The 23,930-nt window shown below is 47.2% G+C and carries 25 protein-coding genes; 10 read left to right on the top strand and 15 right to left on the bottom strand.

The window, feature by feature from the left end:
* Window position 1: 1 nt before the first annotated feature.
* The 5 genes from hypB to hypA all read left to right on the top strand — a co-directional run bounded on the left by hypB (window position 2) and on the right by hypA (window position 3,645).
* Window positions 2-835 carry a hydrogenase nickel incorporation protein HypB gene (gene hypB / locus OX890_RS13790; protein WP_126492097.1) on the top strand — a complete coding sequence of 278 codons (834 nt, stop codon included), beginning with the start codon at window positions 2-4 and terminating at the stop codon, window positions 833-835.
* Complete coding sequence (locus OX890_RS13795; RefSeq protein WP_011846641.1) at window positions 835-1,080, top strand: HypC/HybG/HupF family hydrogenase formation chaperone; 246 nt, start codon at window positions 835-837, stop codon at window positions 1,078-1,080. The genes hypB and OX890_RS13795 overlap by 1 nt, the downstream gene beginning before the upstream one ends.
* A gap of 63 nt (window positions 1,081-1,143) precedes the next feature.
* Window positions 1,144-2,283, top strand: coding sequence for a hydrogenase formation protein HypD (gene hypD, locus OX890_RS13800; protein WP_126492098.1), 1,140 nt, complete (start codon window positions 1,144-1,146; stop codon window positions 2,281-2,283).
* Entirely contained in the window at window positions 2,276-3,292 is a 1,017-nt protein-coding gene (gene hypE / locus OX890_RS13805) for a hydrogenase expression/formation protein HypE (RefSeq protein ID WP_006086399.1), read from the top strand. Before hypD ends, hypE begins: the two co-directional genes overlap by 8 nt.
* A complete protein-coding gene (gene hypA, locus OX890_RS13810) occupies window positions 3,292-3,645 on the top strand; it encodes a hydrogenase maturation nickel metallochaperone HypA (protein WP_126492099.1) in 354 nt (117 codons plus the stop codon). Before hypE ends, hypA begins: the two co-directional genes overlap by 1 nt.
* Before the next feature lie 160 nt (window positions 3,646-3,805).
* Here hypA and lpxM read toward each other — a convergent pair whose 3' ends face one another.
* The 4 genes from lpxM to pheS form a co-directional block, all read right to left on the bottom strand.
* Window positions 3,806-4,744, bottom strand: coding sequence for a lauroyl-Kdo(2)-lipid IV(A) myristoyltransferase (gene lpxM / locus OX890_RS13815; RefSeq protein WP_126492100.1), 939 nt, complete (start codon window positions 4,742-4,744; stop codon window positions 3,806-3,808).
* A gap of 104 nt (window positions 4,745-4,848) precedes the next feature.
* Entirely contained in the window at window positions 4,849-5,145 is a 297-nt protein-coding gene (ihfA, locus tag OX890_RS13820) for an integration host factor subunit alpha (RefSeq protein ID WP_006081370.1), read from the bottom strand.
* A 3-nt stretch (window positions 5,146-5,148) separates the two neighbouring features.
* Window positions 5,149-7,536: a phenylalanine--tRNA ligase subunit beta gene (gene pheT / locus OX890_RS13825; RefSeq protein ID WP_259514442.1), complete on the bottom strand. Its 2,388-nt coding sequence runs from the start codon at window positions 7,534-7,536 to the stop codon at window positions 5,149-5,151.
* 15 nt (window positions 7,537-7,551) lie between these two features.
* Window positions 7,552-8,535 carry a phenylalanine--tRNA ligase subunit alpha gene (pheS, locus tag OX890_RS13830; RefSeq protein WP_006081368.1) on the bottom strand — a complete coding sequence of 328 codons (984 nt, stop codon included), beginning with the start codon at window positions 8,533-8,535 and terminating at the stop codon, window positions 7,552-7,554.
* Between the two features lie 469 nt (window positions 8,536-9,004).
* Between pheS and OX890_RS13835 the strand changes: the two genes are divergently transcribed.
* Window positions 9,005-10,525 (top strand): methyl-accepting chemotaxis protein, encoded by a 1,521-nt coding sequence (locus tag OX890_RS13835; protein WP_268649419.1) that lies wholly within the window; start codon window positions 9,005-9,007, stop codon window positions 10,523-10,525.
* A gap of 215 nt (window positions 10,526-10,740) precedes the next feature.
* On the opposite strand, the gene OX890_RS13840 is transcribed toward OX890_RS13835, so the two are convergent.
* The 3 genes from OX890_RS13840 to OX890_RS13850 are packed head-to-tail and all read right to left on the bottom strand — an operon-like array spanning window position 10,741 to window position 12,655.
* Window positions 10,741-11,181, bottom strand: coding sequence for a YcgN family cysteine cluster protein (locus OX890_RS13840; protein ID WP_006081366.1), 441 nt, complete (start codon window positions 11,179-11,181; stop codon window positions 10,741-10,743).
* A gap of 52 nt (window positions 11,182-11,233) precedes the next feature.
* Window positions 11,234-12,346 carry a lytic murein transglycosylase gene (locus OX890_RS13845; RefSeq protein WP_268649420.1) on the bottom strand — a complete coding sequence of 371 codons (1,113 nt, stop codon included), beginning with the start codon at window positions 12,344-12,346 and terminating at the stop codon, window positions 11,234-11,236.
* Between the two features lie 30 nt (window positions 12,347-12,376).
* A complete protein-coding gene (locus OX890_RS13850) occupies window positions 12,377-12,655 on the bottom strand; it encodes a YcgL domain-containing protein (protein ID WP_006081364.1) in 279 nt (92 codons plus the stop codon).
* Between the two features lie 123 nt (window positions 12,656-12,778).
* Here OX890_RS13850 and minC point away from each other — a divergent pair, with 123 nt between their 5' ends.
* The 3 genes from minC to minE are packed head-to-tail and all read left to right on the top strand — an operon-like array spanning window position 12,779 to window position 14,541.
* On the top strand, window positions 12,779-13,444 hold the full coding sequence (gene minC, locus OX890_RS13855) for a septum site-determining protein MinC (protein WP_268649421.1): 666 nt from the start codon (window positions 12,779-12,781) through the stop codon (window positions 13,442-13,444).
* A gap of 27 nt (window positions 13,445-13,471) precedes the next feature.
* Window positions 13,472-14,281 (top strand): septum site-determining protein MinD, encoded by an 810-nt coding sequence (gene minD, locus OX890_RS13860; protein WP_006086391.1) that lies wholly within the window; start codon window positions 13,472-13,474, stop codon window positions 14,279-14,281.
* A 2-nt stretch (window positions 14,282-14,283) separates the two neighbouring features.
* Complete coding sequence (gene minE, locus OX890_RS13865) at window positions 14,284-14,541, top strand: cell division topological specificity factor MinE (RefSeq protein WP_006081361.1); 258 nt, start codon at window positions 14,284-14,286, stop codon at window positions 14,539-14,541.
* A 138-nt stretch (window positions 14,542-14,679) separates the two neighbouring features.
* Here the strand turns inward: minE and rnd are convergent, their stop codons facing one another.
* From rnd to tsaB, 7 genes are all read right to left on the bottom strand, one after another.
* The gene (gene rnd / locus OX890_RS13870; protein ID WP_006086390.1) at window positions 14,680-15,789 is read right to left on the bottom strand and encodes a ribonuclease D; all 1,110 of its coding nucleotides are present in this window, start codon (window positions 15,787-15,789) and stop codon (window positions 14,680-14,682) included.
* Window positions 15,790-15,859: 70 nt separating this feature from the next.
* The gene (gene fadD / locus OX890_RS13875; protein WP_006081359.1) at window positions 15,860-17,533 is read right to left on the bottom strand and encodes a long-chain-fatty-acid--CoA ligase FadD; all 1,674 of its coding nucleotides are present in this window, start codon (window positions 17,531-17,533) and stop codon (window positions 15,860-15,862) included.
* Between the two features lie 201 nt (window positions 17,534-17,734).
* Window positions 17,735-18,601 (bottom strand): alpha/beta fold hydrolase, encoded by an 867-nt coding sequence (locus tag OX890_RS13880; RefSeq protein WP_126492103.1) that lies wholly within the window; start codon window positions 18,599-18,601, stop codon window positions 17,735-17,737.
* Between the two features lie 21 nt (window positions 18,602-18,622).
* A complete protein-coding gene (locus tag OX890_RS13885; protein ID WP_126492104.1) occupies window positions 18,623-19,435 on the bottom strand; it encodes a class I SAM-dependent methyltransferase in 813 nt (270 codons plus the stop codon).
* Window positions 19,436-19,645: 210 nt separating this feature from the next.
* On the bottom strand, window positions 19,646-20,374 hold the full coding sequence (locus tag OX890_RS13890; protein WP_006086386.1) for a M50 family metallopeptidase: 729 nt from the start codon (window positions 20,372-20,374) through the stop codon (window positions 19,646-19,648).
* Window positions 20,367-20,681, bottom strand: a complete 315-nt coding sequence (locus tag OX890_RS13895) for a hypothetical protein (protein ID WP_006081355.1) — start codon at window positions 20,679-20,681, stop codon at window positions 20,367-20,369. The genes OX890_RS13890 and OX890_RS13895 overlap by 8 nt, the downstream gene beginning before the upstream one ends.
* 106 nt (window positions 20,682-20,787) lie before the next feature.
* Window positions 20,788-21,501: a tRNA (adenosine(37)-N6)-threonylcarbamoyltransferase complex dimerization subunit type 1 TsaB gene (gene tsaB, locus OX890_RS13900; RefSeq protein ID WP_126492105.1), complete on the bottom strand. Its 714-nt coding sequence runs from the start codon at window positions 21,499-21,501 to the stop codon at window positions 20,788-20,790.
* Window positions 21,502-21,852: 351 nt separating this feature from the next.
* Between tsaB and hemB the strand changes: the two genes are divergently transcribed.
* On the top strand, window positions 21,853-22,836 hold the full coding sequence (hemB, locus tag OX890_RS13905) for a porphobilinogen synthase (RefSeq protein ID WP_012088999.1): 984 nt from the start codon (window positions 21,853-21,855) through the stop codon (window positions 22,834-22,836).
* Between the two features lie 97 nt (window positions 22,837-22,933).
* Here hemB and OX890_RS13910 read toward each other — a convergent pair whose 3' ends face one another.
* The gene (locus tag OX890_RS13910) at window positions 22,934-23,839 is read right to left on the bottom strand and encodes a bifunctional methionine sulfoxide reductase B/A protein (protein WP_006081352.1); all 906 of its coding nucleotides are present in this window, start codon (window positions 23,837-23,839) and stop codon (window positions 22,934-22,936) included.
* Between the last annotated feature and the right edge of the window lie 91 nt (window positions 23,840-23,930).

Genomic DNA, 23,930 nt, shown 5'->3' on the forward strand with positions numbered 1-23,930 from the left:
AATGTGTAAAGACTGCGGCTGCTCCCTTACCCGCCAAGACCATGATCATTTAGGCGCGCACTCACATGTTGATAGTCATGACCATAGCCATGATCACGGGCACGGCCATTCGCATGAGCATGACGCATCGCATAACTCATTACATAGTCATAGTGAGTTACACACCAATCCTCAGTTAAACGATAAAAAAACCTTGTCAGTCATCCACAAGATTTTAGATAAAAATGATGTCGAAGCCGGTCATAACCGCGCCCACTTTGAGGCACATAACATCACGGCCTTCAACATCATGAGTAGCCCAGGCAGCGGTAAAACGACCCTTTTAGAAAATCTAAAAGAATACACTAAGCTCAACTATGCGGTGATCGAAGGCGACTTAGAAACCTCCCGCGATGCCGACCGCTTAATCGCTAAAGGCATTACAGCCTATCAAATTCAAACGGGCAGCGCCTGTCACCTTGACGCCTTTATGGTGCACGGCGCCCTACATCATCTGCCACTTGAAGGGCTGGATATTTGCTTTGTCGAAAACGTCGGTAATCTTGTCTGCCCAGCGAGTTACGATGTAGGTACCCACAAAAATATCGTGCTGCTGTCCGTGCCAGAAGGCGATGATAAGATTGAGAAATATCCCGTGATGTTCCGCCGTGCCGATGTAGTTTTTATCACTAAGTGCGATCTACTGCCCTATTTTGATTTCAAGCTGGACGAAGCCAGAGCACAGCTTAAAAAACTCAATCCAGCAACTCAAATCATTGAAGTATCCATCAAAGATGGCGACTCCATGCAGGCTGTGGCGGCTTGGCTTAAAGACAATATTCGAGGTGCACAATAATGTGCTTGTCCATACCATCCCAAGTGGTGGCGGTCGATATTGAGCGCCAGAGTGTCACGGTCGATACCTTAGGCGTGCGCCGCGATGTCAGTAGTCATTTGATGAATGAGCCACTGGAGATTGGCGACTATGTGCTGATCCATATTGGCTTTGTGATGAACAAAATCGATAAGGAAGATGCGCAGCAAAGCATTGACTTATATCAAGAAATCGTCACTAAACTCGAAAACGAAGCCATACACTGACCATCAACAGTGCAAGATTGAGTAGCAAGGCGCGCACCCTATCGAGTGCACCGAGGAAAGAGCATGCTTGAACTAAAACACCTCTATCAAGGCTTTCGCGATCCCCAAACGATTGCCAATTTAGCACGGGATATTCAGTTAACCGCTAAATTAGTTAAGCAACCAATCAATATCATGGAAGTCTGTGGCGGCCATACCCACACTATTATGAAATACGGCTTGCTGGATTTACTGCCTGATAATATTGAGTTTATCCACGGTCCAGGTTGTCCTGTGTGCATTATGCCAAAAGAGCGCATTGACCAAGCGGCGGCGCTGGCCTCCCAAGAGAATGTCATCTTAGTGACGCTGGGCGATATGATCCGTGTGCCCGGTTCTAAGGGTTCCTTAGCCAGTTTTAGGGCGAAAGGCTGTGATATTCGACCGATTTATGATCCCTTAGATACGCTCAAAATTGCCCGCGATAATCCCGATAAAACCGTGGTGTTTTTCGCCATTGGCTTTGAAACCTCAACCCCAATGACAGCAATTTTATTACAGCTGGCCGAACACGAGAAACTCGAAAATCTGTTATTCCATATTAATCATGTATTAGTGCCACCCGCGATTGATGCCGTGATGCACGACCCGAAAGCCAGAGTGAATGCCTTTATCGGCCCCGCCCATGTGAGCGTGATCAGCGGCGCCAAAATCTATCGCAGCACAGTCGAAAACTATGGCACGCCCGTGGTCGTCTCAGGATTTGAACCCGTTGATGTGATGGAGTCTATTTTACGGATTGTGCGCCAAAAAGCCGCGGGCAAAGCGGAGCTCGATATCCAATACAGCCGTGCGGTATCACAGGACGGTAACCTCACGGCGCAGGCCAAAGTGAATCAATTCTTCAATATCAGACCGCAATTTCGCTGGCGCGGCCTCGGTCCTATCCCCAATTCAGCGCTGCAGCTCAAACCCGAATATGCCCACAGGGACGCCGAACTGCGCTTTAAAGACTGCTTACCCGTAAAGGAAATTGACGATCACAAAGCCTGCCAGTGTGGCGACATTCTTCGTGGGCTTGCTAAACCAAAGGACTGTAAAGTTTTTGGCCGCGGCTGCAATCCCGAAACGCCCTTAGGCAGCTGCATGGTCAGCTCCGAAGGTGCATGTAACGCCTATTACCGCTATCAAGGTATCGATATCAAGGAGCCACATCATGGCTGATACGCTAAAAGATAAATCCATTCAACTCAGCCACGGCGGTGGCGGCAAAGAAATGAATAAACTGATCCGTGATCTGTTTTTTGCCGAGTTTGATAACCCCATCCTTCGTAGCGAAGAAGACGCTGCCAAACTCGATTTGCACGGCGCCAACGCCTTTACTACTGACTCTTTTACCGTCTCACCTTTGTTTTTTGCCGGCGGCGATATCGGCAAACTCGCCATCGCAGGCACAGTCAACGATCTCGCTATGATGGGCGCAGAGCCTCAATATCTGAGCTGTAGCGTGATCATCGAAGAAGGCTTTTCTATCAATGATTTAACGACTATTGTCCGCAGCATGGCAAAAGAGCTCAAACAAAGTGGCGCGCGGATTGTCTGCGGCGACACTAAAGTCGTGCCCAAGGGCTGTGCCGATGGTTTATTTATTAATACCTCAGGCATTGGCCGCATCTTGCGTCCCAACATCTCAGCGGCAAACATTGCAGTGGGCGATGCCATTATCGTCTCCCGTGATATTGGCTGCCACGGCGCGGCGATTTTAATGGCGCGTGAAGGACTCACGCTCGAATCGGCATTGCAAAGTGACTGCGCGACGCTCTGGCCGATAGTCGAGCAATTGATCGCCGCCAATATTCCTATCCATGCGATGCGCGATGCGACTCGCGGCGGCTTATCGGCAGTGCTCAACGAATGGGCCGTCGCCTCCAATGTCGGCATTACAGTCAATGAGGCCAGTATTCCCGTCAGCGATGAAGTCAAAGGTCTGTGTGAACTCTATGGTTTCGAAGCCATGGATCTTGCCAACGAAGGTACTTTCATCCTCGCCGTCCCCAACGACATCGCCTTAGGTGCGCTCGAGATCATGCAACGCTTTGGGCGCTGTGAGCATGCAGCGATAATCGGCACTGTGAGTGAGGATTTAGTGGGGAAAGTCGTGCTAAGAACGCCTTGGAATACCAAGCGTTATCTCGATCTTCCCCAAGGTGAACTGCTGCCAAGGATTTGCTGATGCACGAATATTCAATTGTGAGTGCCCTGATTGAGCAATGCGAGCAGCACGCGCTGGCCAATCATGCCGATAAAATCACCCGAGTGGATATCAAACTAGGCGTCATGAGCGGGGTTGAACCTAGCCTGCTGCAAACCGCCTTCGATACCTTTAAGCTCGATGGCATTTGCAACGCTGCCCAGCTCAATATCCAAATCCAGCCCCTAGTGATTCTTTGCCAAGACTGCCAGAGCGAATCCGTACTGAGTGAACGCACCATCGTCTGCCCTGCGTGTCAAAGCTATCGCACCCGCGTTCTCGATGGCGAAGACATGCTACTGATGCAACTTGAAATGGAACAAGATGAAGATTAGGTGCCTCATTTGTAATTGGCATTGTTAACGACAGCAGAGTTGATCAAGATCTCAATCAATAAAGAGTGCCATCAACAAGAATACCCCTCAAAACAAAAATGACTTTGAGCACTGAGCGCTCAAAGCCATTTTTAGCCATACTAAATTGACAGGCTCTTCATTAACCGTAGATAGAAGCTTCACCCTCTGGGCGCGTCTTGAGCACCCGTAGGAACCACATATATTGCTCTGGATAAGCTAATATAACTTGCTCGACCACTTTGTTCAGTGCCAATGCCTCGCTTTCCTTGCCTACCATGTCTTCAGGCGCAACGGCCGTCATCACAGTGAGATCAAACTGCCGTGACGTTTGATTGTAGCCAATCTTTACTGGCAGCACTTGGGCATTACCCGCCTGCGCTAAACGCCCAACGACAGGTAGTGTCGCTTTCACTGTGCCTAAAAATGGCGCAAACACGCTTTGTTCTGGGCCTAAATCTTCATCGGGAAGATAAAAGAAACTGTTACCGCGCTTAAGCTCAGCTAACAACGCACGAATTCCCGCCTCGCGCATGTATACATGGCCACCACAACTGCTGCGCACACGATTACTAAACCAATTGAATAAGCCGTTTTTATGGGCTTTGGCCATAGTCACCATAGGCAACTCAAGGTTAAGGCGTAAACCAGCATAATCGATTGGCCACACATGGGGCATGATGAAAATGATCGGTTGCCCCGCCGCTTGTGCTTTCATCACATGCTCAAAGCCGATTAAATTCACTCGACGACGCAAATGCGCTTTTGAGCGCACCAGCAATTCGCCCTGTGCTAACAAGACTAAAACGAAGTTTTGTACGTTCTCACGGATTAACGCTTCGATCTCGGCGGCGGATTGTTCAGGAAAGCACGCTCTTAAGTTGGCTCTCGCAACACTAATGGGCTTTTTGGCAATCGGCATCACTAATCTTGCCAATAATCTTGCAATGGGATCACGCAGCCATGCGGGCATGAGTCCGAAAATCACTAATAGACCAATCGCCAACCAAGTGGCCCAGTATTTAGGGTGTAATAAGGCGGGTTTAAAACGACGGTCAAAATGTTTGGGCTGTCTTGACAAAGAATTCACCTTAGACAGTGGATAGAAATAATGGAGATATTGCACAAAAAAATAAACAGGAAAGCCACTCTCTAAGGAGTGGCTTTCCCATCAAACAAACGAAATTACTTACCCGTGTTTGCTGCTTCTACACGAGTTTTCAGCTTTTGGCCGGGACGGAAAGTCACGACACGACGAGCAGAAATTGGGATATCTTCGCCTGTTTTTGGGTTCCTTCCCGGTCTTTGATTCTTGTCCCTAAGGTCAAAGTTGCCAAAGCCAGATAACTTGACCTGCTCACCACTTTCAAGTGCGCCCCGAATCTCTTCAAAGAACGACTCAACCATCTCTTTGGCGACACGTTTGTTCATTCCGAGTGTTTCAAAAAGATGTTCTGCCATTTCGGCTTTGGTAAGTGCCATACTTTAATCCCTCAACGATGCGTTGAACTCGGACTTAAGGGCAGAAACGACTGAACCAACGGTCTCAGCAATCTCTTTTTCCTCAAGCGTACGAGTAGTGTCTTGTAATGTAAGTGCTATCGCCAGGCTCTTCTTGCCAGGTTCAACACCTTTACCTAAGTATACATCGAACAAGTTTATGCCAACCAACTGATTTTCGCCAACTTTTCTTATCAATTTCATTACATCACCTGCAGATACACTCTCATCTACTACGACTGCGATGTCACGACGATTAGCTGGAAACTTAGATACAGCTTGGGCTAGCGGCAAACTGGTATGCAATAAAGCATCCAATTCCAACTCAAAAACGATGGTTTTACCATTGAGTCCAAAAGGCTTCTCCAAACTAGGATGGATTGCACCTATATGACCGATCACTCGATCATTTCTCAATATTTCAGCACATTGCCCCGGATGGAGAGCAGAATGCGTCGCTCCTCTAAAGCTAAATTCTGATGCGGAAACTGTCAAGCCGATAATTGCTTCTAAATCACCTTTAAGGTCGAAAAAATCAACAGTTTTCGATTCCATAGCCCAATGTTCATCATTTTGAAGCCCAGTAATGACACAAGCGAGCATTGCTTGCTGTCTTACACCGGATTCTGCATTGATATCAGGAACAAAGCGCAGGCCAGTTTCAAAAAGTCTCACGCGACTCTGTTGACGACTTTGGTTGTAGCCAACGGCGGCCAATAAACCGGTGAACATTGACAGGCGCATGGCCGACATTTCACTGGAAATTGGGTTTGGTAACACCATAGCGTCTAAACCAGGGTGAACCAGATTTTGCAGTTTTGGATCGACAAAGCTGTAGGTTACCGCTTCTTGGAAGCCACGAGCGACCAATAAGGCACGCACGCGTTTTAAGCTCAAGTCAGATTCTTTATGATCTGACATACGCAGCGCGGCAACGGGTGCGATATTCGGGATATTGTTATAACCGTAAATACGCGCCACTTCTTCAATCAAATCTTCTTCAATCGCCATATCGAAACGATAAGTCGCAGTGGTGACCTGCCAGCTATCTTGGCCCACTACCACACTAAAGCCGAGACGTTGTAAAATTTCGACCACATCTGTGTCTGGCACATGGTGACCTAAAATTCGATCTAACTTACTGCGACGTAGAACGATTTGTGCAGGTTTGGGTAAATCAGCCTCTGATTTAGCTTCCACCACAGGGCCTGCTTCACCGCCACAGATATCCAGTACTAAACGGGTCGCACGGTCGATAACCTTGTGCTGCATCTCAGGGTCAACACCACGCTCAAAGCGGTGTGATGAATCTGTATGCAAACCTAGACGACGTGACTTACCCATAATGGCAAGAGGCGCGAAGAACGCACATTCAAGCAGTATGTCTTGGGTCGTGTCGCTCACGCCTGAATATTCGCCGCCAAACACGCCTGCAAGGGCTAATGGACGCGCATCATCGGCGATCACTAAGGTATCGCTTGGGATGGTCACTTCGCTGCCATCAAGCAGGGTGATTTTCTCTTCGCCAGTGCCTAAACGCACTTGGATATCGCCCGTTAACTTGGCAAGATCGAAAGCGTGCATAGGTTGACCGAATTCAATCAACACGAAGTTAGTGATATCAACGATAGGATCGATAGAGCGAATACCGCTACGGCGCAGTTTTTCCTGCATCCATAATGGCGTAGGCGCTTTCACATTGACGTTTTTAACCACACGGCCTAAGTAACGTGGACAAGCGGCTGGCGCCTTAACGTTAATCGTGACCTGTGCATCTGTCGTTGGCGTGACGGCTTGCCACTGTGGCTCAACCACGGCTTGGCGGTTTAACACGCCCACTTCACGGGCAAGACCTGCCATGCCTAAGCAATCGGCACGGTTAGCCGTTAAATCTACATCGATAACGGCATCATTAAGTTGCAGATAATCGCGGATGTCAGTGCCAAGTGGCGCGTCCAATGGCAATTCGATAATGCCATCGCTTTCGACGTTAATGCCAAGCTCACTGTACGAGCACAACATGCCTTCTGATGGCATGCCACGCAGCTTAGCTTTCTTGATTTTGAAATCGCCAGGTAATACAGCGCCAACCATAGCCACGGCCACTTTAAGACCCTGACGGCAGTTTGGTGCACCGCAGACGATATCGATAAGTTCGCTACCACCAACGTTGATTTTGGTCACGCGCAGTTTATCGGCATCGGGATGCTGACCACACTCAACCACTTCACCAATCACGACACCGCTAAAATCGGCTGCTACGGCTTCAACGTCATCGACTTCGAGACCGGCCATAGTGATCTGGTGGGATAATGCTTCACGGCTGACTGAAGGGTTTACCCATTCACGAAGCCAAGATTCGCTAAATTTCATGCTATTACAGCTCCGTTATTTAAATTGCTTCAGGAAACGTAGGTCGTTTTCGAAAAACGCACGTAAATCGTTTACGCCGTAACGCAACATAGTTAAGCGCTCGACACCCATACCAAAAGCAAAACCAGAGTATTTTTCTGGATCTATGCCAACGCTGCGCAGCACATTCGGATGTACCATACCGCAGCCAAGCACTTCTAGCCATTTACCATTTTTGCCCATCACATCCACTTCCGCTGAAGGTTCAGTGAATGGGAAGTAAGATGGACGGAAACGCACTTGCAGATCTTCTTCGAAGAAGTTACGCAGGAAGTCATGCAAAATGCCTTTCAATTCGGCAAAGTTCACATGCTCATCAACCAAAAGCCCTTCCACTTGGTGGAACATTGGCGTGTGCGTTTGATCGTAATCATTACGATAAACACGACCCGGTGAAATAATGCGTAATGGTGGCTTTTCAGTTTCCATAGTACGGATTTGCACGCCCGAGGTTTGGGTACGCAACATCAGTTTAGGATTGAAATAAAAGGTATCATGATCGGCACGGGCTGGGTGGTGCTCAGAGATATTCAGCGCATCGAAATTGTGGAAATCATCTTCAATTTCAGGACCCTGCTTTACCGAGAACCCTAATTCCCCGAAAAAGGTTTCGATACGTTCAATGGTGCGAGTCACTGGATGTAAGCCACCGATCTCTTGGGTGCGGCCTGGCAAAGTCACATCAATCTTTTCAGCGATTAATTTGGCTTCCAGTTCCGAACTCTTCAGACCATCGATGCGCTCAGTTAATTTTTGTTGAATCGCCTGTTTAGCATCATTGACCGCTTGGCCAAAGGCTGGCTTTTCTTCAGGGCTTAAGCTACCCATCATTTTCATCATGTCGGTGATCTTACCTTTCTTACCAAGGTAATCGACACGGATATCATCCAGTGCTTTTAGATCACTGGCCTGGTCAATAATGACTAAGGCTTGTTCTACGATCTCAGTTAACTGCTGCATTTTCTCTTCCACTGCATAGTCGCGCTTGATAAACAAGTGCTATGGGCGCCAAACTTTCAGGCTATTTGGGTGCTCAGGTTATCGGGCGTTAATGCCAGACGCTTTGCTAGCTATAACGAAATAAAAGGATAGAAATTTTACGCGAGCGAGCGGCATATTACTAGGGCTTATTGGGGGTTTTTATCATGCAAATTCATGTGTTACCCCAGTTCAGAGCCTGAGTTTTGCTCAAGGTGAAATCCAAACCTCAATTCTGACCGAAACAAGTTCCCTATTCAGCCACTAGCAGCATTTGTAACTAAACTGTAAACTAATGCCTGTACCCTGCCAAAATTGCAGCAAACAACACAATAACGACTGCAATTAGACTACATTAGCGATATAAATCATTACAAAACAGAAAACTATCAAGTCTATGGCAAACTGACCGATATACATTCGGCTCACAGCCCATTTTATCGAGGCACTCATGAAAGAAGTAAAGTTTCGCTGGATAGATCAATATCTTATCCATATGACCTTAAAAACTAAATTCGCTATTCTCTCTATCGTTCCCATGCTAATGATTGTTGGACTGGCGATTTTTCTTGATAACCAATCCCAGCAAACCTTAGTGCAAGGACAGCTCAACGGTCTACAAAATGCGTCACAACAAATCAACCAAGTCTCGGGCACCTTATATAACAAACTACCAGAGCAAGAACGCCAAGCTATCCTTAGCCAGCTAAGCCGCGAAATCAAAGGCAATGTCAGCATTGTTTCGGTGAATGAAGCCGACAGCAAAGCGCAATCCTTAGCTCGCAGCGGTGGCGGTATTGATGATAGCGGTAAGCAACCTCGAGCTGTGAGTCGCGTTAACGATCAAAACCTGATCACGATTATTCCCTTCGACAGCAAAGAAATTGATGCCTTGCTCGCCAAAGATAACCTGCTGGTTTACGGCCTGATGGCGGCGCTTCTGTTCGTGTTGTTTTTATTTAGTTACTACATTTCGACCTTCGTGGGCGGCGCACTTTATACCACAGTGATGGCATTAAAACGGGCCGCATCGGGTGACTTAACCGGACGTTTAAACTTCTTCGAGGTAAAGGACGAATTCAGTATCTTAGCCATCAGCATTGATGCCTTAGTGGAGCGTCAGCATCTGTTAGTGAAACAAATCGCTGAATCGACGACGAAAATCCGCGAGGTAGTGTCCTCGTTTCGTAGCACAGCGCAACAAGGTCAATCCTTGGCGGTGAACCAGAGACAACATTTGGACTCCCTAGCGACGGCGATGGAAGAAATGACCGCCGCAGTGAAGGAAGTCGCCCGCAATGCCGAGCAATCTTCTGCCGAAACCCAAGAGGCTAATCAACAAGTTAGCGCGGGCGGTAAAGACATTGAAACCACAGTCAAAGCCATCGATGTGTTATCGGATGAAATTTCTTCAGCCTCGAATGCGGTGGGCGTACTCAATGATAACGCCAGTAAAATTGATGAAGTGGTATCAACCATTAATGCGATTTCCCAGCAAACCAACCTACTCGCCCTCAACGCGGCGATTGAAGCGGCGCGCGCTGGTGAACAAGGTCGTGGTTTTGCCGTGGTCGCCGATGAAGTGCGTACCTTAGCGGGCCGCACTCAAGCCGCGACGGTTGAGATCAAAACCATGATCGAATCACTGCAATCTGGCACGCGCAACCTGACACAAGTGATGTCGCGTACTGTGAATCAAGCGAATGAAGGCAAACAACACGTACTGCAAACGGGTAAAGACTTAGAGTTTATCGCCCATCACAGTAATAAAGTGTTTGAAATGAGTGTGCTAATCGCCACCTCGGCCGAAGAACAATCGGCTGTAGCCAACGAGATTGCGACTAACCTGATGGAAATCCGCAACCAGTCCCACGATGTGGAGCAATCGGCTAACCAGTCGGTTTCAGGTTGTGATGAGCTGCAAGCAACAGCTGGGCAACTTGATCAGTTGATGGTGGGATTAAAAATCTAGTCGAGCATTATTTGATGGAATTTAAATTCACTTAACACCCAACATGCACAAGGGAGCGATAATCGCTCCCTTGTTGTTTTTTCATTCTGACGGTAACGGTCCAATCAACTACTGTTGTTTCAATCAACCAGTGTCGTTTCAACCAATAATTCACTTTTCAATCAATAAGTCACTTTTCAATCGACAACGCGACGGTAAAAATTAATCTACGTCTGTTAATCCACATCTTTGAGTGGCCATAGCACGATATGATCTTCAATATCCTTCACGCGTCTTTCATCGACTACTTTACCTTGGATCGACATGCCCGCTAAATGCATCGCTTCTTTAGAGCCAGTCAGCAGCGGATGCCAGCTCGGTAGCTCACGTCCTGCCGCTAAGCGGCGATATGCGCAGCTGTCGGGAAGCCAAGTTAACTCATGGATATTATCAATCGTGATCACAGTACATTGCGGGACATGGGTGAAACGGTCACTGTAATGCTGACAGCCCGCCGTTTGATGATCGAGCAAAAGGCAGGCCGCATTGGTGTAATACAAGTCTTCGGTTTCATCATCTATCAACTTGTTTAAACAACATTTACCACAACCGTCACACAGGGATTCCCACTCGGTTGCGCTCATCTGCGCTAATGTTTTGCTCTGCCAAAATGCCATGATTAACTGTATCTTCTCAATAAAAAGCCCGCTTAATGCGGGCTATTTTACACTAGTTTATCGGCGGATACTTTATTCTCTCGGACAGATGCGCGACAGAAATCCCGAAATAATCGGTATTCTGCCAGTGCATTAATGCGCGGTAATTGCCATAAACGAGGTATTTTCGACCGGTAACACCATCGGGCATGATTAGCGAGGCGTTGATGTCTTCGCGGGACGGCAAATCGGTATGATCAAACTTGCGAATACCGAGAGTTTGCCACTGGGCTAAGGACTGGGGTTTATCTAATCCAGCGACTGCCAAATCAAGCGTTGCGGGCACTTGTACCTGTCGCCCCCAAGTATCATTGCCGTTCCAACCGAGTTGCTGTAGCAAATACGCCGCGGAGGCAAACGCATCTTGTGTGTTGTGCCAAATGTCTTTCTTACCGTCGCCATCGCCGTCCTGCCCATAGGCAAGATAATCCGTTGGCATCAGCTGCGTTTGTCCCATGGCGCCATTCCAACGACTTTTAAGATCTTGAAAACCGATATGATCTTTATCCATTATGCTGAGCGCTGCCATAAACTCTTTTTTGAAGAAAGCTTCGCGCTCGCCGCCAAAGGCCAGTGACGCCGTCACAGATAGCACAGGATAATCGCCAGAAGCTTCACCAAAGTCGGAGACAAGCCCCCAGAGCGCGACTAAGAAGCGTGGCTGAACAGCGTATTGGCTGGCGATGGCGTTGAGTTGTTGTTCATGCTCTTTAAATAGTACACGTGCGGTGTCAACTTTCCACTCGGGCACAGTGTCGGCGAGATAAGTATCGAGGTTGTGAGTTTTGTCAGTCTGGAGGCTGTCTGTCGCTCGAGCTTTTTTGAAGAGTTTGATCTGGGGAAAGGCTAAATCTAAGGTCGTTTGGCTGATGCCCTGAAGACGGGCTTCTTGCTTTAACTGAATTAAATAATCACTAAAGCTGATTTTCTCGTCCGACTGCTGCGCCATGGCTGGCAAACTGCACGCACTCAGCCAAATGATGAAACAGACAAATGCCCTGATGGGAGCGAAGATATATGCGGCGAGTCGATAAAGCTTATTCTGATAAACCCCAAAGTGACAAACCTTAACTGGGTAAGCATTGATTTGATAAGCTTGGGTTAGATAAGCACGGTATCGATGCATATACCTTCCTGTTATTTTTATGCTATTGGCTTAATCTTTGATCCCAAGACTGAGCTTATGCTCTGCCAATAAATTCACCTGAGGTGGTGGAATTTGTAAATAAAAGCCGTTTTCTTCCATCGCAGCTCTTACCTTTTGAATATCTGCCATGCCTAACGCGTCACGTTTCGCAATAGGAAACACCATCACCAGCTTTGGCACGCCGAACATTTCCATCAAAGGCGCTGGAACATCATCAAAACAATCTCTTTTCTTCACAAATAAATAAGTATCAGCCTTTCGGCTACTTTTATAAACGGCACATAGCATAAGAGTACAAATATCCAATAGTTCAAACTTGCCAGTCAATGGGGCACACTATAACATGGTCGCCTAGTAATTTAATTGTAAAATCAGCGAACCGACTGATGATTTCTGGAGAATAGTGCCGGGATGTCAAAACCTAGCTTAGAGTTAAAAGGCGCTTCTTTTACTCTTTCAGTGCTTCATATTAATAGCAGCGATTTACAAGCTGTCATGACTGAATTAGACAGTAAGTTGGCACAAGCTCCTCAGTTTTTTCTGGGTGCTCCTTTAGTCGTCAATCTGAGTGCGATCCAACACGACAGCTTAAATTTAAGTGCGTTAAAGGATCTGCTGATCTCACGTCAATTAGTGATTGTTGGCATAACGGGCGCGACAACCGTACTCAGTAAACAGGCTAAAGACTTAGGCCTTGCCATAGTCAAAGCCGGAAAACAGAGTAGTACGCCACCGCCTGCACCGCGCCAAACTAAGATAGTGAAGCAAAATATTCGTTCAGGCCAACAAGTCTACGCAAAAAATGGTGATTTAATCATATTTGGTGCGGTAGGCAATGGCGCAGAAGTCATCGCAGATGGTAGCATTCATATCTATGGCGCATTGCGAGGGAAAGCCATGGCAGGCGCGTCGGGCGATACCAGTGCCGTCATCATAGCCCACTCTCTGGAAGCCGAACTCGTTTCAATAGCAGGGCAATATTGGCTCGCTGAAAATCTACAACAACATAGCTCAGATAAAAGCGGCTGCATTCGCCTAGACGGTGAGTCGCTTATGGTTGAATCATTGCCCCTCTAAATGGCAGAACAAAGGATAGAGAGAAACATGGCACAAATTATTGTTGTCACTTCAGGTAAAGGCGGCGTAGGTAAAACCACATCGAGTGCTGCGATTGCGACCGGTCTTGCCATGCAAGGACACAAGACAGTCGTTATCGATTTCGATATTGGTTTACGGAATTTAGACTTGATCATGGGTTGCGAGCGTCGTGTGGTTTATGACTTCGTCAATGTGATCAATGGTGAAGCCAATTTAAATCAAGCGCTGATCAAAGATAAGCGCTGCGACAAGTTATTCGTATTACCCGCTTCACAGACTCGCGATAAAGATGCGCTGACTAAAGAAGGCGTCGGCCGTGTGCTGGACGATTTAGCCAAAGACTTTGAGTTTATTCTGTGTGATTCACCTGCGGGGATTGAGCAAGGCGCTATGATGGCACTGTATTTTGCCGACATCGCCATTGTGACCACTAACCCAGAAGTCAGTTCAGTACGCGACTCAGACCGTATTTTAGGAATGCTGCAGAGCAAATCACGCCGCGCCGAGCTAAACCTTGAGCCAATCAAAGAATACTTACTGCTAACTCGCTATTCACCGAGCCGTGTAAAATCGGGCGAAATGTTGAGTGTTGATGATGTTCAAGAAATTCTGGCCATTGAGTTACTTGGCGTGATCCCTGAGTCACAATCGGTACTGAAAGCCTCTAACTCAGGCGTGCCTGTGATTATCGATCAAGAAAGTGATGCAGGTTTAGCCTACAGTGACACAGTTGCACGTTTACTGGGCGAAGATGTCCCAGTACGCTTTATTACGGAAGAAAAGAAAGGTTTCTTACAACGGATATTTGGTAGCTAATTATGTCTTTACTCGACTATTTCAAAAGCAAGAAAAAGCCTAGCACTGCGGTAATGGCTAAAGAGCGCCTACAGATCATTGTGGCTCATCAACGTGGACAAAGGGACACTCCCGATTACTTCCCGCAGATGAAACAAGAGATCATCGCCGTTATTCGCAAATATGTGCAGATTTCTGATGATCAAGTTTCTGTGCAGTTAGATCAAAACGACGCGAACCTGTCGGTACTCGAACTTAACGTCACTTTGCCTGACAGATAAGTCGATTACGCAAAAAGCGTCATCTTCTGAAGAAGACGACGCTTTTTGTTGGCTGTTTTTCCGCTATCGGTAAGTTTTAAATACTGCGCATAAAGTACAAGACTTCACGCGCAAGATTTAAATACTAGATCAAAAGCTTTAGACCTCAAGCTTAGCTAGGGACTCAGCGGCAATCTCGCCCCGCCATCCGCATAACACCGCGGGCAAATCCCCTTGTTGCTTATCCCAACGCCATTGCAAAAACTCATGGATATGACGTTTAGAACCGAGCATTTCCTGCGGCACATCATGCTGTTCGCATAACTCAACTAAGCAGCTTTTAATCGCCTTAAAGGCCGATTTATAACCCGACTTCAACGCCAGCACATCCACTAACTCGGGTAAATTGACCAAATCAGCGGTTTGCAGCACACGTAATAGATCTTTGCCGTGGATACGTTTTTCTTGCTCAGTCAAATCATTGAGCTTAAACAAGTCAGCCGAGGATTTAGGTTGCTTCTTCGCTAATGCGATAAGGCCATGATCTTTGACCACAAAACCTAAGGCGAGATCACGCACTAACGCTTTTTCAAGACGCCACTTGGCAAGCACTTTAAGGTAAGCCAATTGGATTTCGGTCAGTTGGAAAGCATTTTTCACTTTCAAATAAGCCGTGTCGAGATCAGGATCGGCAAGCCTGCCCTGAGTCATCCTTTCCCCTTCCTCGTATAACCAAGCTAAACGCCCTTGGGCGCTGAGTTTCGCTTCCAGTTGAGGATAGAGCTGATACAAGTACAAGACGTCATTAGCGGCGTAGCTTAACTGGGCTTCCGTTAAAGGACGGCGGATCCAATCGGTACGCGACTCGCCTTTATCGATTACTTCACCAAGGCAAGTTTCAACTAACTTGGCATAACCTACACCGTGGCCCATACCACACAAAGAGGCGGCAATTTGGCTATCAAACAAAGGCGTAGGCTGACATTTACCGTAGTGGGCAAACACTTCTAAGTCTTCGCTGCAGGAATGCACAAGCTTAATGATATTCGGGTCCGATAACAGCGCCCAAAACTGGGCTAAATCAGGTAAAGCCACCGGATCAATCAAAGCTAAGGTTTTACCATCATAGGCTTGGATCAAACCTAACTTGGCATAATAAGTACGAGTACGAACAAACTCGGTATCTAACACGAGTATCTTACTCTGTTTATATTGGGCAACGAGGGCATTAAGGCTTGCTTCATCACTCACATATTGAAACGCTGACAAATTCTTCTCCAGATCCTGTGGGTCAATCACAGTCCATAAAAACAAAAGCCGGCAAATGCCGGCTTCAATCTTACGCGCGCTTAGCTTCGTCTCTAAGCTCTCGTCGCAAGATTTTACCCACGTTGGTTTTAGGTAACTCGTTCCTAAATTCTACCAGCTTCGGTACTTTATATCCCGTTAAATGAATACGGCAGTGCTTAATGATGTCTTCAGCGGTTAAAGATTTATCTTTTGCCACCACAAATACCTTCACTAACTCACCACTGGCGTCGTTTGGTACACCAACAGCAGCCACTTCAATCACTTTAGGATGCAGTGCGACCACTTCTTCGACTTCATTAGGAAATACGTTAAAGCCTGAAACTAAGATCATGTCTTTCTTACGATCGACAATATAGAAGAACCCTTTCTCATCCATGTAACCAATATCGCCCGTGGCTAACCAGCCGTCGGTATCAATCACTTTGGCAGTTTCTTCAGGACGTTGCCAATAGCCTTTCATTACCTGAGGACCTTTACCGAACAGTTCACCGGTTTCGCCTTGGGCTAATACCTTGCCGTCATCGTCACGGATTTGAATAAGTGTCGAAGGTGCAGGGAAACCAATTGAACCGTTGTAACCATCTAAATTATATGGACAACAGGTTAATAAAGGTGAGGCTTCGGTCAGACCATAACCTTCGAGTAAACGGGTCTTAGTGATGGCTTGCCATTTATCCGCGACGGCTTTTTGTACCGCCATGCCGCCACCGATAGAGAGTTTTAAGCGCGAAAAATCCAACTGGGAAAAATCATCACTGTTCACTAACGCGTTAAATAAGGTGTTTACCCCAGTCAATGCAGTGAAAGGATACTTTTTCAACTCGGCCACAAATCCTGGGATATCACGGGGATTGGTGATGAGTAAGTTCTGGCTGCCTTTGTGCAAAAACAGCAGGCAATTCACAGTCAATGCGAAGATGTGATACAGCGGCAAGGCCGTTACCACAAACTCGCTGCCATCGTTTAAGGCGGGCGAATAAGCGCCATCGGCCTGCAATACGTTGGCGACTATATTGCCATGGGTCAACATCGCCCCTTTAGACACCCCAGTTGTGCCGCCTGTATATTGCAAAAACGCTAAGTCGTCGTTAGTGACTTCAGGCTTGATGTATTGCATGCGGCGACCGGTTGATAAGGTGTCGCGCATAGATAGTGCGTGGGGTAAGTCGTATTTAGGGACGAGTTTCTTAATGTACTTCACCACAAAGTTCACTAAGGTGCGTTTTGGTGCACTTAATTGATCACCTAAACTGGTGATAATGACGCTTTCAACGGGCGTTTGTTCGACCACTTCTTCTAAGGTGCGGGCGAAGTTTGACACTACAACTATGGCTTTGGCGCCCGAGTCAATCAACTGATGTTTTAGTTCGCGCGGGGTATATAGCGGGTTAACGTTAACGACCACCATACCGGCACGTAAAACCCCAAACAGTGCAATCGGGTATTGCAACAGGTTTGGCATCATCAAGGCGACACGATCGCCCTTTTCAAGCTTTAATTCATTTTGTAGATACGCGGCGAATGCACGGCTGCGTTCTTCCAATTTACGATAGGTTAGCGTGGCACCCATGTTGATAAATGCAGGTTGGTCTTCATACTTAGCCACCGCTGTTTCGAACATATCAACAAGCGATGAGTACTGCTCCACATTAATTTCAGCAGGCACATCTTTTGGCAAATGATTAATCCAAGGCTGATCCACTACTCTCTCCTAAATCCCCACAACTGCGGAAACAATATCCATACAAGCGTCAAGACTCGATAAATACCGAGTTAAAATACCGGCTTACATTTTATAGTTATTGATTGACTCGTCATAAATCATACGAGCGTTTTAATTTTGATCATCATCACATAAAAAAAACAAAAAACCTAGCGTCTTTTTTAGGGCAGTAAAAGCACCCTATTTAACGAATTCGCGGATCAAGCGCGCGACACCTTCGGCATTGTCCATGTGCACATGGTGATCGCCCTCAATTATATGTTCAGACAAATGTTTGAACCAAGTTCGCGCCTTAGGTATGGCGGTCTGCAACTGGCTAAATCCTTGTTTACCACAGACTAATAAGGTTTCAATATTGATGTCCTGCATCAAGGCATCAACTTGAGCAAAAGTTAACCGCTGGGGTGAATCTAATCTCAATCGAGGATCACTGCGCCAACCTATGCCCTCACCTTCGGGCTGCATATTGCGCTCGATCAACAGACGACACCAAGGTTCGGCAAGTCCTGTTAAATGAGCCCTCGCCCGTACAGCGGTATCTATGCTGTCGTAAATTTTTGCCTGCCCATGCTTCTGGGTTAAATACTTCTCGTGTTGATAGAAGCTTTTCCTTAATCGTGCTTTCGCCTGCGTTGGCGACTCTGACAAAGGACTTAACGCTTCAATCAATACCACCTTGTTGACCTTTTCAGGAAAGGTCGCCGTATACGCCGAGGCAATAATGCCACCGAGTGAATGCCCCACCATGGCCACAGGCTTTTGCGATAATGCCGTTAACAGTGCATCCAAATCATACAAGTAATCAATCCAATGCAGCGGATAATGCCCCGGCCTGTGCGCCGAAAAGCCATGTCCAGGCCAATCAATCGCGAGCACTTGATAATCGAGTAAATGCGCAGCTAAGGGTTCAAAACTGTTGGCATTATCTAACCAGCCATGTAAGGCCAGCAGTAAAGGTTTGTCCTTCGCCCCCCATAATCGGCCCGCGACCTTAATATGAGGTAATACAAATTCGATTTGATTTTGGGGGGCGAGAGATTGCCACATAATGCCTCTGATGTCAGGTAATTAAGATGATTTTTTGACAAATTTGAGTGTCATACGATCACTTTCACCGATCGCTTGGAATTTTTCTTTATCCGTGTCACCCAAAGCAAAGGATGGCGGTAGCGTCCAAACACCTTTGGCATAATCCTTAGTATCTTTGGGGTTCGCATTGATTTCGGCGCTTTCAACTAAGGTGAAACCGGCTTTTTTGGCTAGAGCAACCATGGCCGCTTGGTCCATATAGCCAGTGCTAAAATTCATCCCTTCGTTGGCTCTATGCTCCACCACACCAAAGACACCGCCGTCTTTCAATACTCTATATGACGCGGCAAACACATTCTCTAACTGATCACTTGATGCCCAGTTATGAAGATTACGGAAGGTTAATACCAGATCGGCAATGCCATCGGCGCCTAAATCCATCTTATTTGGGGGATCGAAAGTGACCATTTTGGCATTGCCCATGACGTCTTTATTGGCCGTCATCCACGCTTCATACTTAGTGCCGGCATTAGCGCGATAGCGATTTCCAGGCGTGTCCGTCGCGGGAGCGGTTTCAAAACTGGCGGCGATATATTGGCCTTCTTTGGCTAAATAAGGCCCTAATATTTCGCTATACCAACCATTACCTGGCCAGAGTTCAATCACAGTTTGTGTTGGGGTAATGCCAAAAAAACTTAAGGTTTCAGCGGGATGACGATAAACGTCACGACTGGCATTTTTAGCCTGACGAAAATCGCTTTTTAAGACTTTATCTAAACTTTCATCGGCGTAGGTAACACTCGAACATAAACCAGCAAGCAGTAGACTGGCAACTAAGGTGACTTTTTTCATTGTAATTCTCCATGGATACCGAAGGCTTAAGCTAGCAGCCAATGGCCAAAAATCCAAGGAATAGAAGTCGTAAAATCTAGGTTTGAGTGACATAAGTGGTTATGGCTCAAAGTGATGAGTCAATTCACCTTTAGCTAAACCAATAAAGCGCAAAGCGGAAAAAAGCCAGAGGAAACACAATACGCCTGAGGTATTAATTAACCTTGATGACTAACGACTTGCAGCGTTATCGACACGGCGCCACGCAAAATACAAGGCGCAGGCACTGGTTAATAACCAAAGTCCCACCCAGATCCACGCGGGGATCCAAGAACGTTCTGCCAACATCACCGCATCACCTTGGCCATCAAGCCCGAGCAACACAGTTGGACTTGCCAGCGCATTGAGCATAATCATCAAGCCAATAATACGTAGAAACTGGGTCAGCATCTTGTTTTGACTGAGTTTAAGCGGTAACAACAAAATAATAGTGAGTACGGCTAGAATCGCCAGCGTGAGGATATCCCTTCCCCAAAGCAAGCCGCTTAGCACCACTAAAGCGCCCAGCAAGGCAAAGCTCACGCGGATCCCTTTTGGCCAAGTCGCGAGCAAGTAGATTAAATATCCCCAACAGGCCGCGCCAAAATACCCAGCAAAACCAATCAACATCGGCGAGCCGCCTTGGCTAAAACAAAAGCCTGCGCCGTTAGGAAACAATTGAATATGGCTGACCACACCCGAGCTTAATATCGTCGCAATGCCGTGGGACAATTCATGGAAATAGCTTTCAAGCCATTTAAACGGCACGCTTAAATAGGGAATGCGAGTGATGAGTAACGCCACCACCAGCTCGATGATAAACAAGCCACGGCTTGGCACACCGCTGGCGGCTAAACCTGTTAATTTAGAAGAGGAAAATCGCGAGGTAGAACGGGGAGGCTTTTGTTGATGTTCAAGCATACAAGTCCACGCCAACCATTTGCTGAATTTCATCGCGTTTGGCGGCATGTTGAGTTTGTAAATATTGGGCTATCGCCCCCTGATGGCCACGCGTGTCTTGCTCATACTCTAGGTGGGCGCCGAGCCTTGACTGTAAATTTCCCGCTGCGCTTTTACTTTTAGGCTGGGTTTCTAAACTAAGGGCTTCGACGGCATCTTGCTCAATCACTGGGCGTGACGATTCAGGCGCGGTTAGCCCCTGAGCGATAGCGGGTCTATTACTCGCTACAGCATTCGTCAAACTCATTTGATTCACATTAACTTGCATCAAGAAGCCTTAAGTTTGCACTATTCATCGTTAAGCCATTCATCGTAAAGAATGCTTAGCATTAATTGCCTGAGATTCTATCGCAGATACTCAGGCAAAGAACAGCTTATTCACGACCGGGTAACTTTTTCCATGTGACTGTATCACGTAAATACACAGGTTCAAGCTCATCGACCGAGGTTGTTAGCCCTGCTTTGATACCTGTCTCAGCCAATATCAGCATAGCCCTTGCATCGGGATATTTCACGGCGTCGAGAGCTAAAATCCCCTTGCCGAGTGCCAGTAAATCCGGATACGCATCAAAACCTGTACCGCAAGCCACTATGGGCGCTTGAGTATCAAGCTGAAGTTGTACTTTGGCAGGTGCACTGACCACTTCTTTACCGACTAATGTCGCAATACCATCGACGGCCACAAACTGCCCCCAATACACTTCGCCCATGCGCGCATCAATGGCACACAGCACTTGCTCGGCTTGATGCTCGCTAATGGCCATTTGTGCCATTGCCGCTAAGGTTGAAATACCAATCACAGGCAAATCTAACCCCAGCGCTAGACCTTGAGTCATGCTAGTGCAAATACGGATCCCCGTGAAACTGCCAGGACCTCGACCATAGGCGATCGCCGCCACTTTATCTAAGCTAATGCCCGCTTGCTTGAGCACTGAATCGACCATAGGCAACAGACGCTGGCTGTGCTCACGCGGCGCATCGGCAAGTTCAGCATAAATCTGACCTTGATATTGCAGCGCAGCTGAGCAGGATTCGGTACAAGTGTCTAAGGCAAGAATACAAGCAGAGTGTTCGTGTGTTATTGTCATTTCAAAACCGGATTAGCGGGCAAGATTTCGCATCAAGTTGACCATTTCGGTATTGTGCGAATATGCCATGAGTAAACTGGCGCAAATAATAACATCAAATGCCCGAAAACAAAGGGCTAAGCAAGCAAGTCAGCTAAAATAGCGCCCGCATGATATCCAGTAGCAAATCAGGACTTGATGGATTTATGTGATCTAAGTCAATGATCGATAAACTCATTAAGGAATACCGCCAGCTTGGGGAAACTTTTTCAACTTTGCTTGTCAGAGCAGACAAGTCTGGATTGAATTCATTCCTTGCCATTCCTTTACTATTGTACGATTGCACTAACCCGCCTTCGATAAGGATATTTCATGTTAAACACGCCTCCATTGCGTCGCCTAAGACGCTTACGTAGTTCAGAAGCGATGCGCGATCTGTTGCGCGAAACCCATATTTCGTTAAGCGATCTCATCCATCCCCTGTTCATTGAAGAGCACATCACCCACGCAGTGCCTATCTCCACGCTACCTGGTATCAGCCGGTTACCAGAGAGTGCACTGGCGGATGAAGTGCGCGAACTTTACGCCCTCGGGATCCGTTATGTAATGCCCTTTGGGATTTCGCACACTAAGGATGATAAAGGCAGCGACACGTGGGATGACAATGGCTTGCTCGCCCGCATGGTGCGCACCATTAAAGCCGCCGTGCCAGAGATGATGGTGATCCCCGACATTTGTTTTTGTGAATACACAGATCACGGCCATTGCGGCGTGGTGCACAATAATGAAGTCTGCAACGATCTCACCGTCGAAAATTTAGTTAAGCAATCAGTCACTGCCGCTAAAGCGGGCGCCGACATGCTAGCGCCATCGGCCATGATGGACGGTCAAGTAAAAGCCATTCGCCAAGGGCTTGATGCCGCAGGTTTTGAGCATGTGGCGATTCTGGCACACTCGGCAAAATTCGCCTCTTCCTTCTACGGTCCTTTCAGAGCGGCGGTCGATTGTGAACTCAGTGGTAACCGCAAGGGATATCAGCTTGATTATGCCAACGGTCGCCAAGCCCTGTTAGAAGCCTCATTAGATGAAGCCGAAGGCGCCGATATTCTGATGGTTAAACCCGGTACGCCCTACTTGGATGTGTTAAGCCGTTTAAGACAAGAAACCCACTTGCCACTCGCAGCCTATCAAGTCGGCGGCGAATATGCAGGCATCAAGTTTGCCGCCCTTGCAGGCGCGTTGGATGAGCGTGCAGTGGTGACAGAAACGTTTGTCGGCTTAAAGCGAGCCGGAGCGGATTTGATTGTCAGCTATTACACCAAACAATACGCCCAGTGGTTAGCCGAGAGTAGATAGTTACCTCGTTAACTACCGTTGCGGACATTAAAAAATCTATAAAAAACGCCACCTTTATCGGTGGCGTTTTTGTATTTAACATCCTGCACTTAATTAATTAGGCTTTTTGCAATCGTGCAAACAAGGCTTTCACTTTTTCGACTTTAGGGCGCACGACCATCTGACAGTAAGGTTGCTCACCGTGTAAAGCAAAGTAATCATTGTGATAATTTTCAGCGGGATAAAACGTCTCAAACGCTGACACTTGGGTCACAATCGGCGCATCAAAAACCTTAGCCGCCGCTAACTGAGTCAACATAGCGGTGGTTTGCTCAATCTGCTCGGCATTATGGGCAAACACCACAGAGCGATATTGTGGCCCCTTATCATTGCCTTGACGATTGAGCGTGGTCGGATCATGACTCTCAAAAAAGACCTGCAACAGCGTCGTAAAATCAATTTCCTCTGGGTTGAACTCGACATGCACAACCTCTGCATGGCCAGTTTGGCCCGAGCAAACGGATTTATAATCGGCATCATGGGCATCACCGCCAGCATAGCCAGAAGTGACATTCACCACGCCTTTTAGGCTTTGAAAGATCGCCTCGACGCACCAAAAACACCCAGCGCCAAAAGTTGCAAAGCTGTTCGATGCAGGTTCAACAGCATCATCCATCCCTTTAAAAACCATAGAAACGGAGTTAACACAGTGACGAATATTATTGGGGGTTAGCATCTCACCTTCAAAAACATGGCCTAAATGGCCGCCACACTGGCTACAGACAATTTCGGTTCTGCGGCCATCGGCGTCGACATGGCGCGTTACGGCACCGGCAATTTCATCATCAAAGGCTGGCCAACCACAATGGGCATTAAATTTATGCTCAGAACGATACAAGGGCGCATGGCATTTTTTGCATAAATACAAACCCTTGGCATCATGATCATAATACTCACCACTAAAGGGGCGTTCAGTGCCTTTCTCTTCGATAACATAGCGTTCAAAATCGGTCAGTTTGTTCATATTAATGCCCTTTCGACTCACGTCGTTGTCTATTTTGATACTCTTCATTCAGTTGATTAAGGAGCTGATCCATAAAAAGCCAACATAAGAC

This window comes from Shewanella sp. DAU305, from assembly GCF_026802235.1.
Taxonomy (GTDB): domain Bacteria; phylum Pseudomonadota; class Gammaproteobacteria; order Enterobacterales; family Shewanellaceae; genus Shewanella; species Shewanella baltica.

What these genes read in the sequence shown, in the direction of transcription:
- ihfA (WP_006081370.1), bottom strand. Translation starts at nt 5,145, where the DNA reads ATGGCACTTACCAAAGCCGAAATGGCAGAACATCTTTTTGAAACACTC.
- hypB (WP_126492097.1), top strand. Translation starts at nt 2, where the DNA reads ATGTGTAAAGACTGCGGCTGCTCCCTTACCCGCCAAGACCATGATCAT.
- OX890_RS13845 (WP_268649420.1), bottom strand. Translation starts at nt 12,346, where the DNA reads ATGCATCGATACCGTGCTTATCTAACCCAAGCTTATCAAATCAATGCT.
- hypA (WP_126492099.1), top strand. Translation starts at nt 3,292, where the DNA reads ATGCACGAATATTCAATTGTGAGTGCCCTGATTGAGCAATGCGAGCAG.
- pheS (WP_006081368.1), bottom strand. Translation starts at nt 8,535, where the DNA reads ATGCAGCAGTTAACTGAGATCGTAGAACAAGCCTTAGTCATTATTGAC.
- hemB (WP_012088999.1), top strand. Translation starts at nt 21,853, where the DNA reads ATGTTAAACACGCCTCCATTGCGTCGCCTAAGACGCTTACGTAGTTCA.
- tsaB (WP_126492105.1), bottom strand. Translation starts at nt 21,501, where the DNA reads ATGACAATAACACACGAACACTCTGCTTGTATTCTTGCCTTAGACACT.
- OX890_RS13885 (WP_126492104.1), bottom strand. Translation starts at nt 19,435, where the DNA reads ATGAAAAAAGTCACCTTAGTTGCCAGTCTACTGCTTGCTGGTTTATGT.
- hypD (WP_126492098.1), top strand. Translation starts at nt 1,144, where the DNA reads ATGCTTGAACTAAAACACCTCTATCAAGGCTTTCGCGATCCCCAAACG.
- minC (WP_268649421.1), top strand. Translation starts at nt 12,779, where the DNA reads ATGTCAAAACCTAGCTTAGAGTTAAAAGGCGCTTCTTTTACTCTTTCA.
- OX890_RS13850 (WP_006081364.1), bottom strand. Translation starts at nt 12,655, where the DNA reads ATGCTATGTGCCGTTTATAAAAGTAGCCGAAAGGCTGATACTTATTTA.
- OX890_RS13795 (WP_011846641.1), top strand. Translation starts at nt 835, where the DNA reads ATGTGCTTGTCCATACCATCCCAAGTGGTGGCGGTCGATATTGAGCGC.
- OX890_RS13880 (WP_126492103.1), bottom strand. Translation starts at nt 18,601, where the DNA reads ATGTGGCAATCTCTCGCCCCCCAAAATCAAATCGAATTTGTATTACCT.
- OX890_RS13890 (WP_006086386.1), bottom strand. Translation starts at nt 20,374, where the DNA reads ATGCTTGAACATCAACAAAAGCCTCCCCGTTCTACCTCGCGATTTTCC.
- hypE (WP_006086399.1), top strand. Translation starts at nt 2,276, where the DNA reads ATGGCTGATACGCTAAAAGATAAATCCATTCAACTCAGCCACGGCGGT.
- minD (WP_006086391.1), top strand. Translation starts at nt 13,472, where the DNA reads ATGGCACAAATTATTGTTGTCACTTCAGGTAAAGGCGGCGTAGGTAAA.
- OX890_RS13840 (WP_006081366.1), bottom strand. Translation starts at nt 11,181, where the DNA reads ATGGCATTTTGGCAGAGCAAAACATTAGCGCAGATGAGCGCAACCGAG.
- OX890_RS13910 (WP_006081352.1), bottom strand. Translation starts at nt 23,839, where the DNA reads ATGAACAAACTGACCGATTTTGAACGCTATGTTATCGAAGAGAAAGGC.
- OX890_RS13895 (WP_006081355.1), bottom strand. Translation starts at nt 20,681, where the DNA reads ATGCAAGTTAATGTGAATCAAATGAGTTTGACGAATGCTGTAGCGAGT.
- pheT (WP_259514442.1), bottom strand. Translation starts at nt 7,536, where the DNA reads ATGAAATTTAGCGAATCTTGGCTTCGTGAATGGGTAAACCCTTCAGTC.
- minE (WP_006081361.1), top strand. Translation starts at nt 14,284, where the DNA reads ATGTCTTTACTCGACTATTTCAAAAGCAAGAAAAAGCCTAGCACTGCG.
- OX890_RS13835 (WP_268649419.1), top strand. Translation starts at nt 9,005, where the DNA reads ATGAAAGAAGTAAAGTTTCGCTGGATAGATCAATATCTTATCCATATG.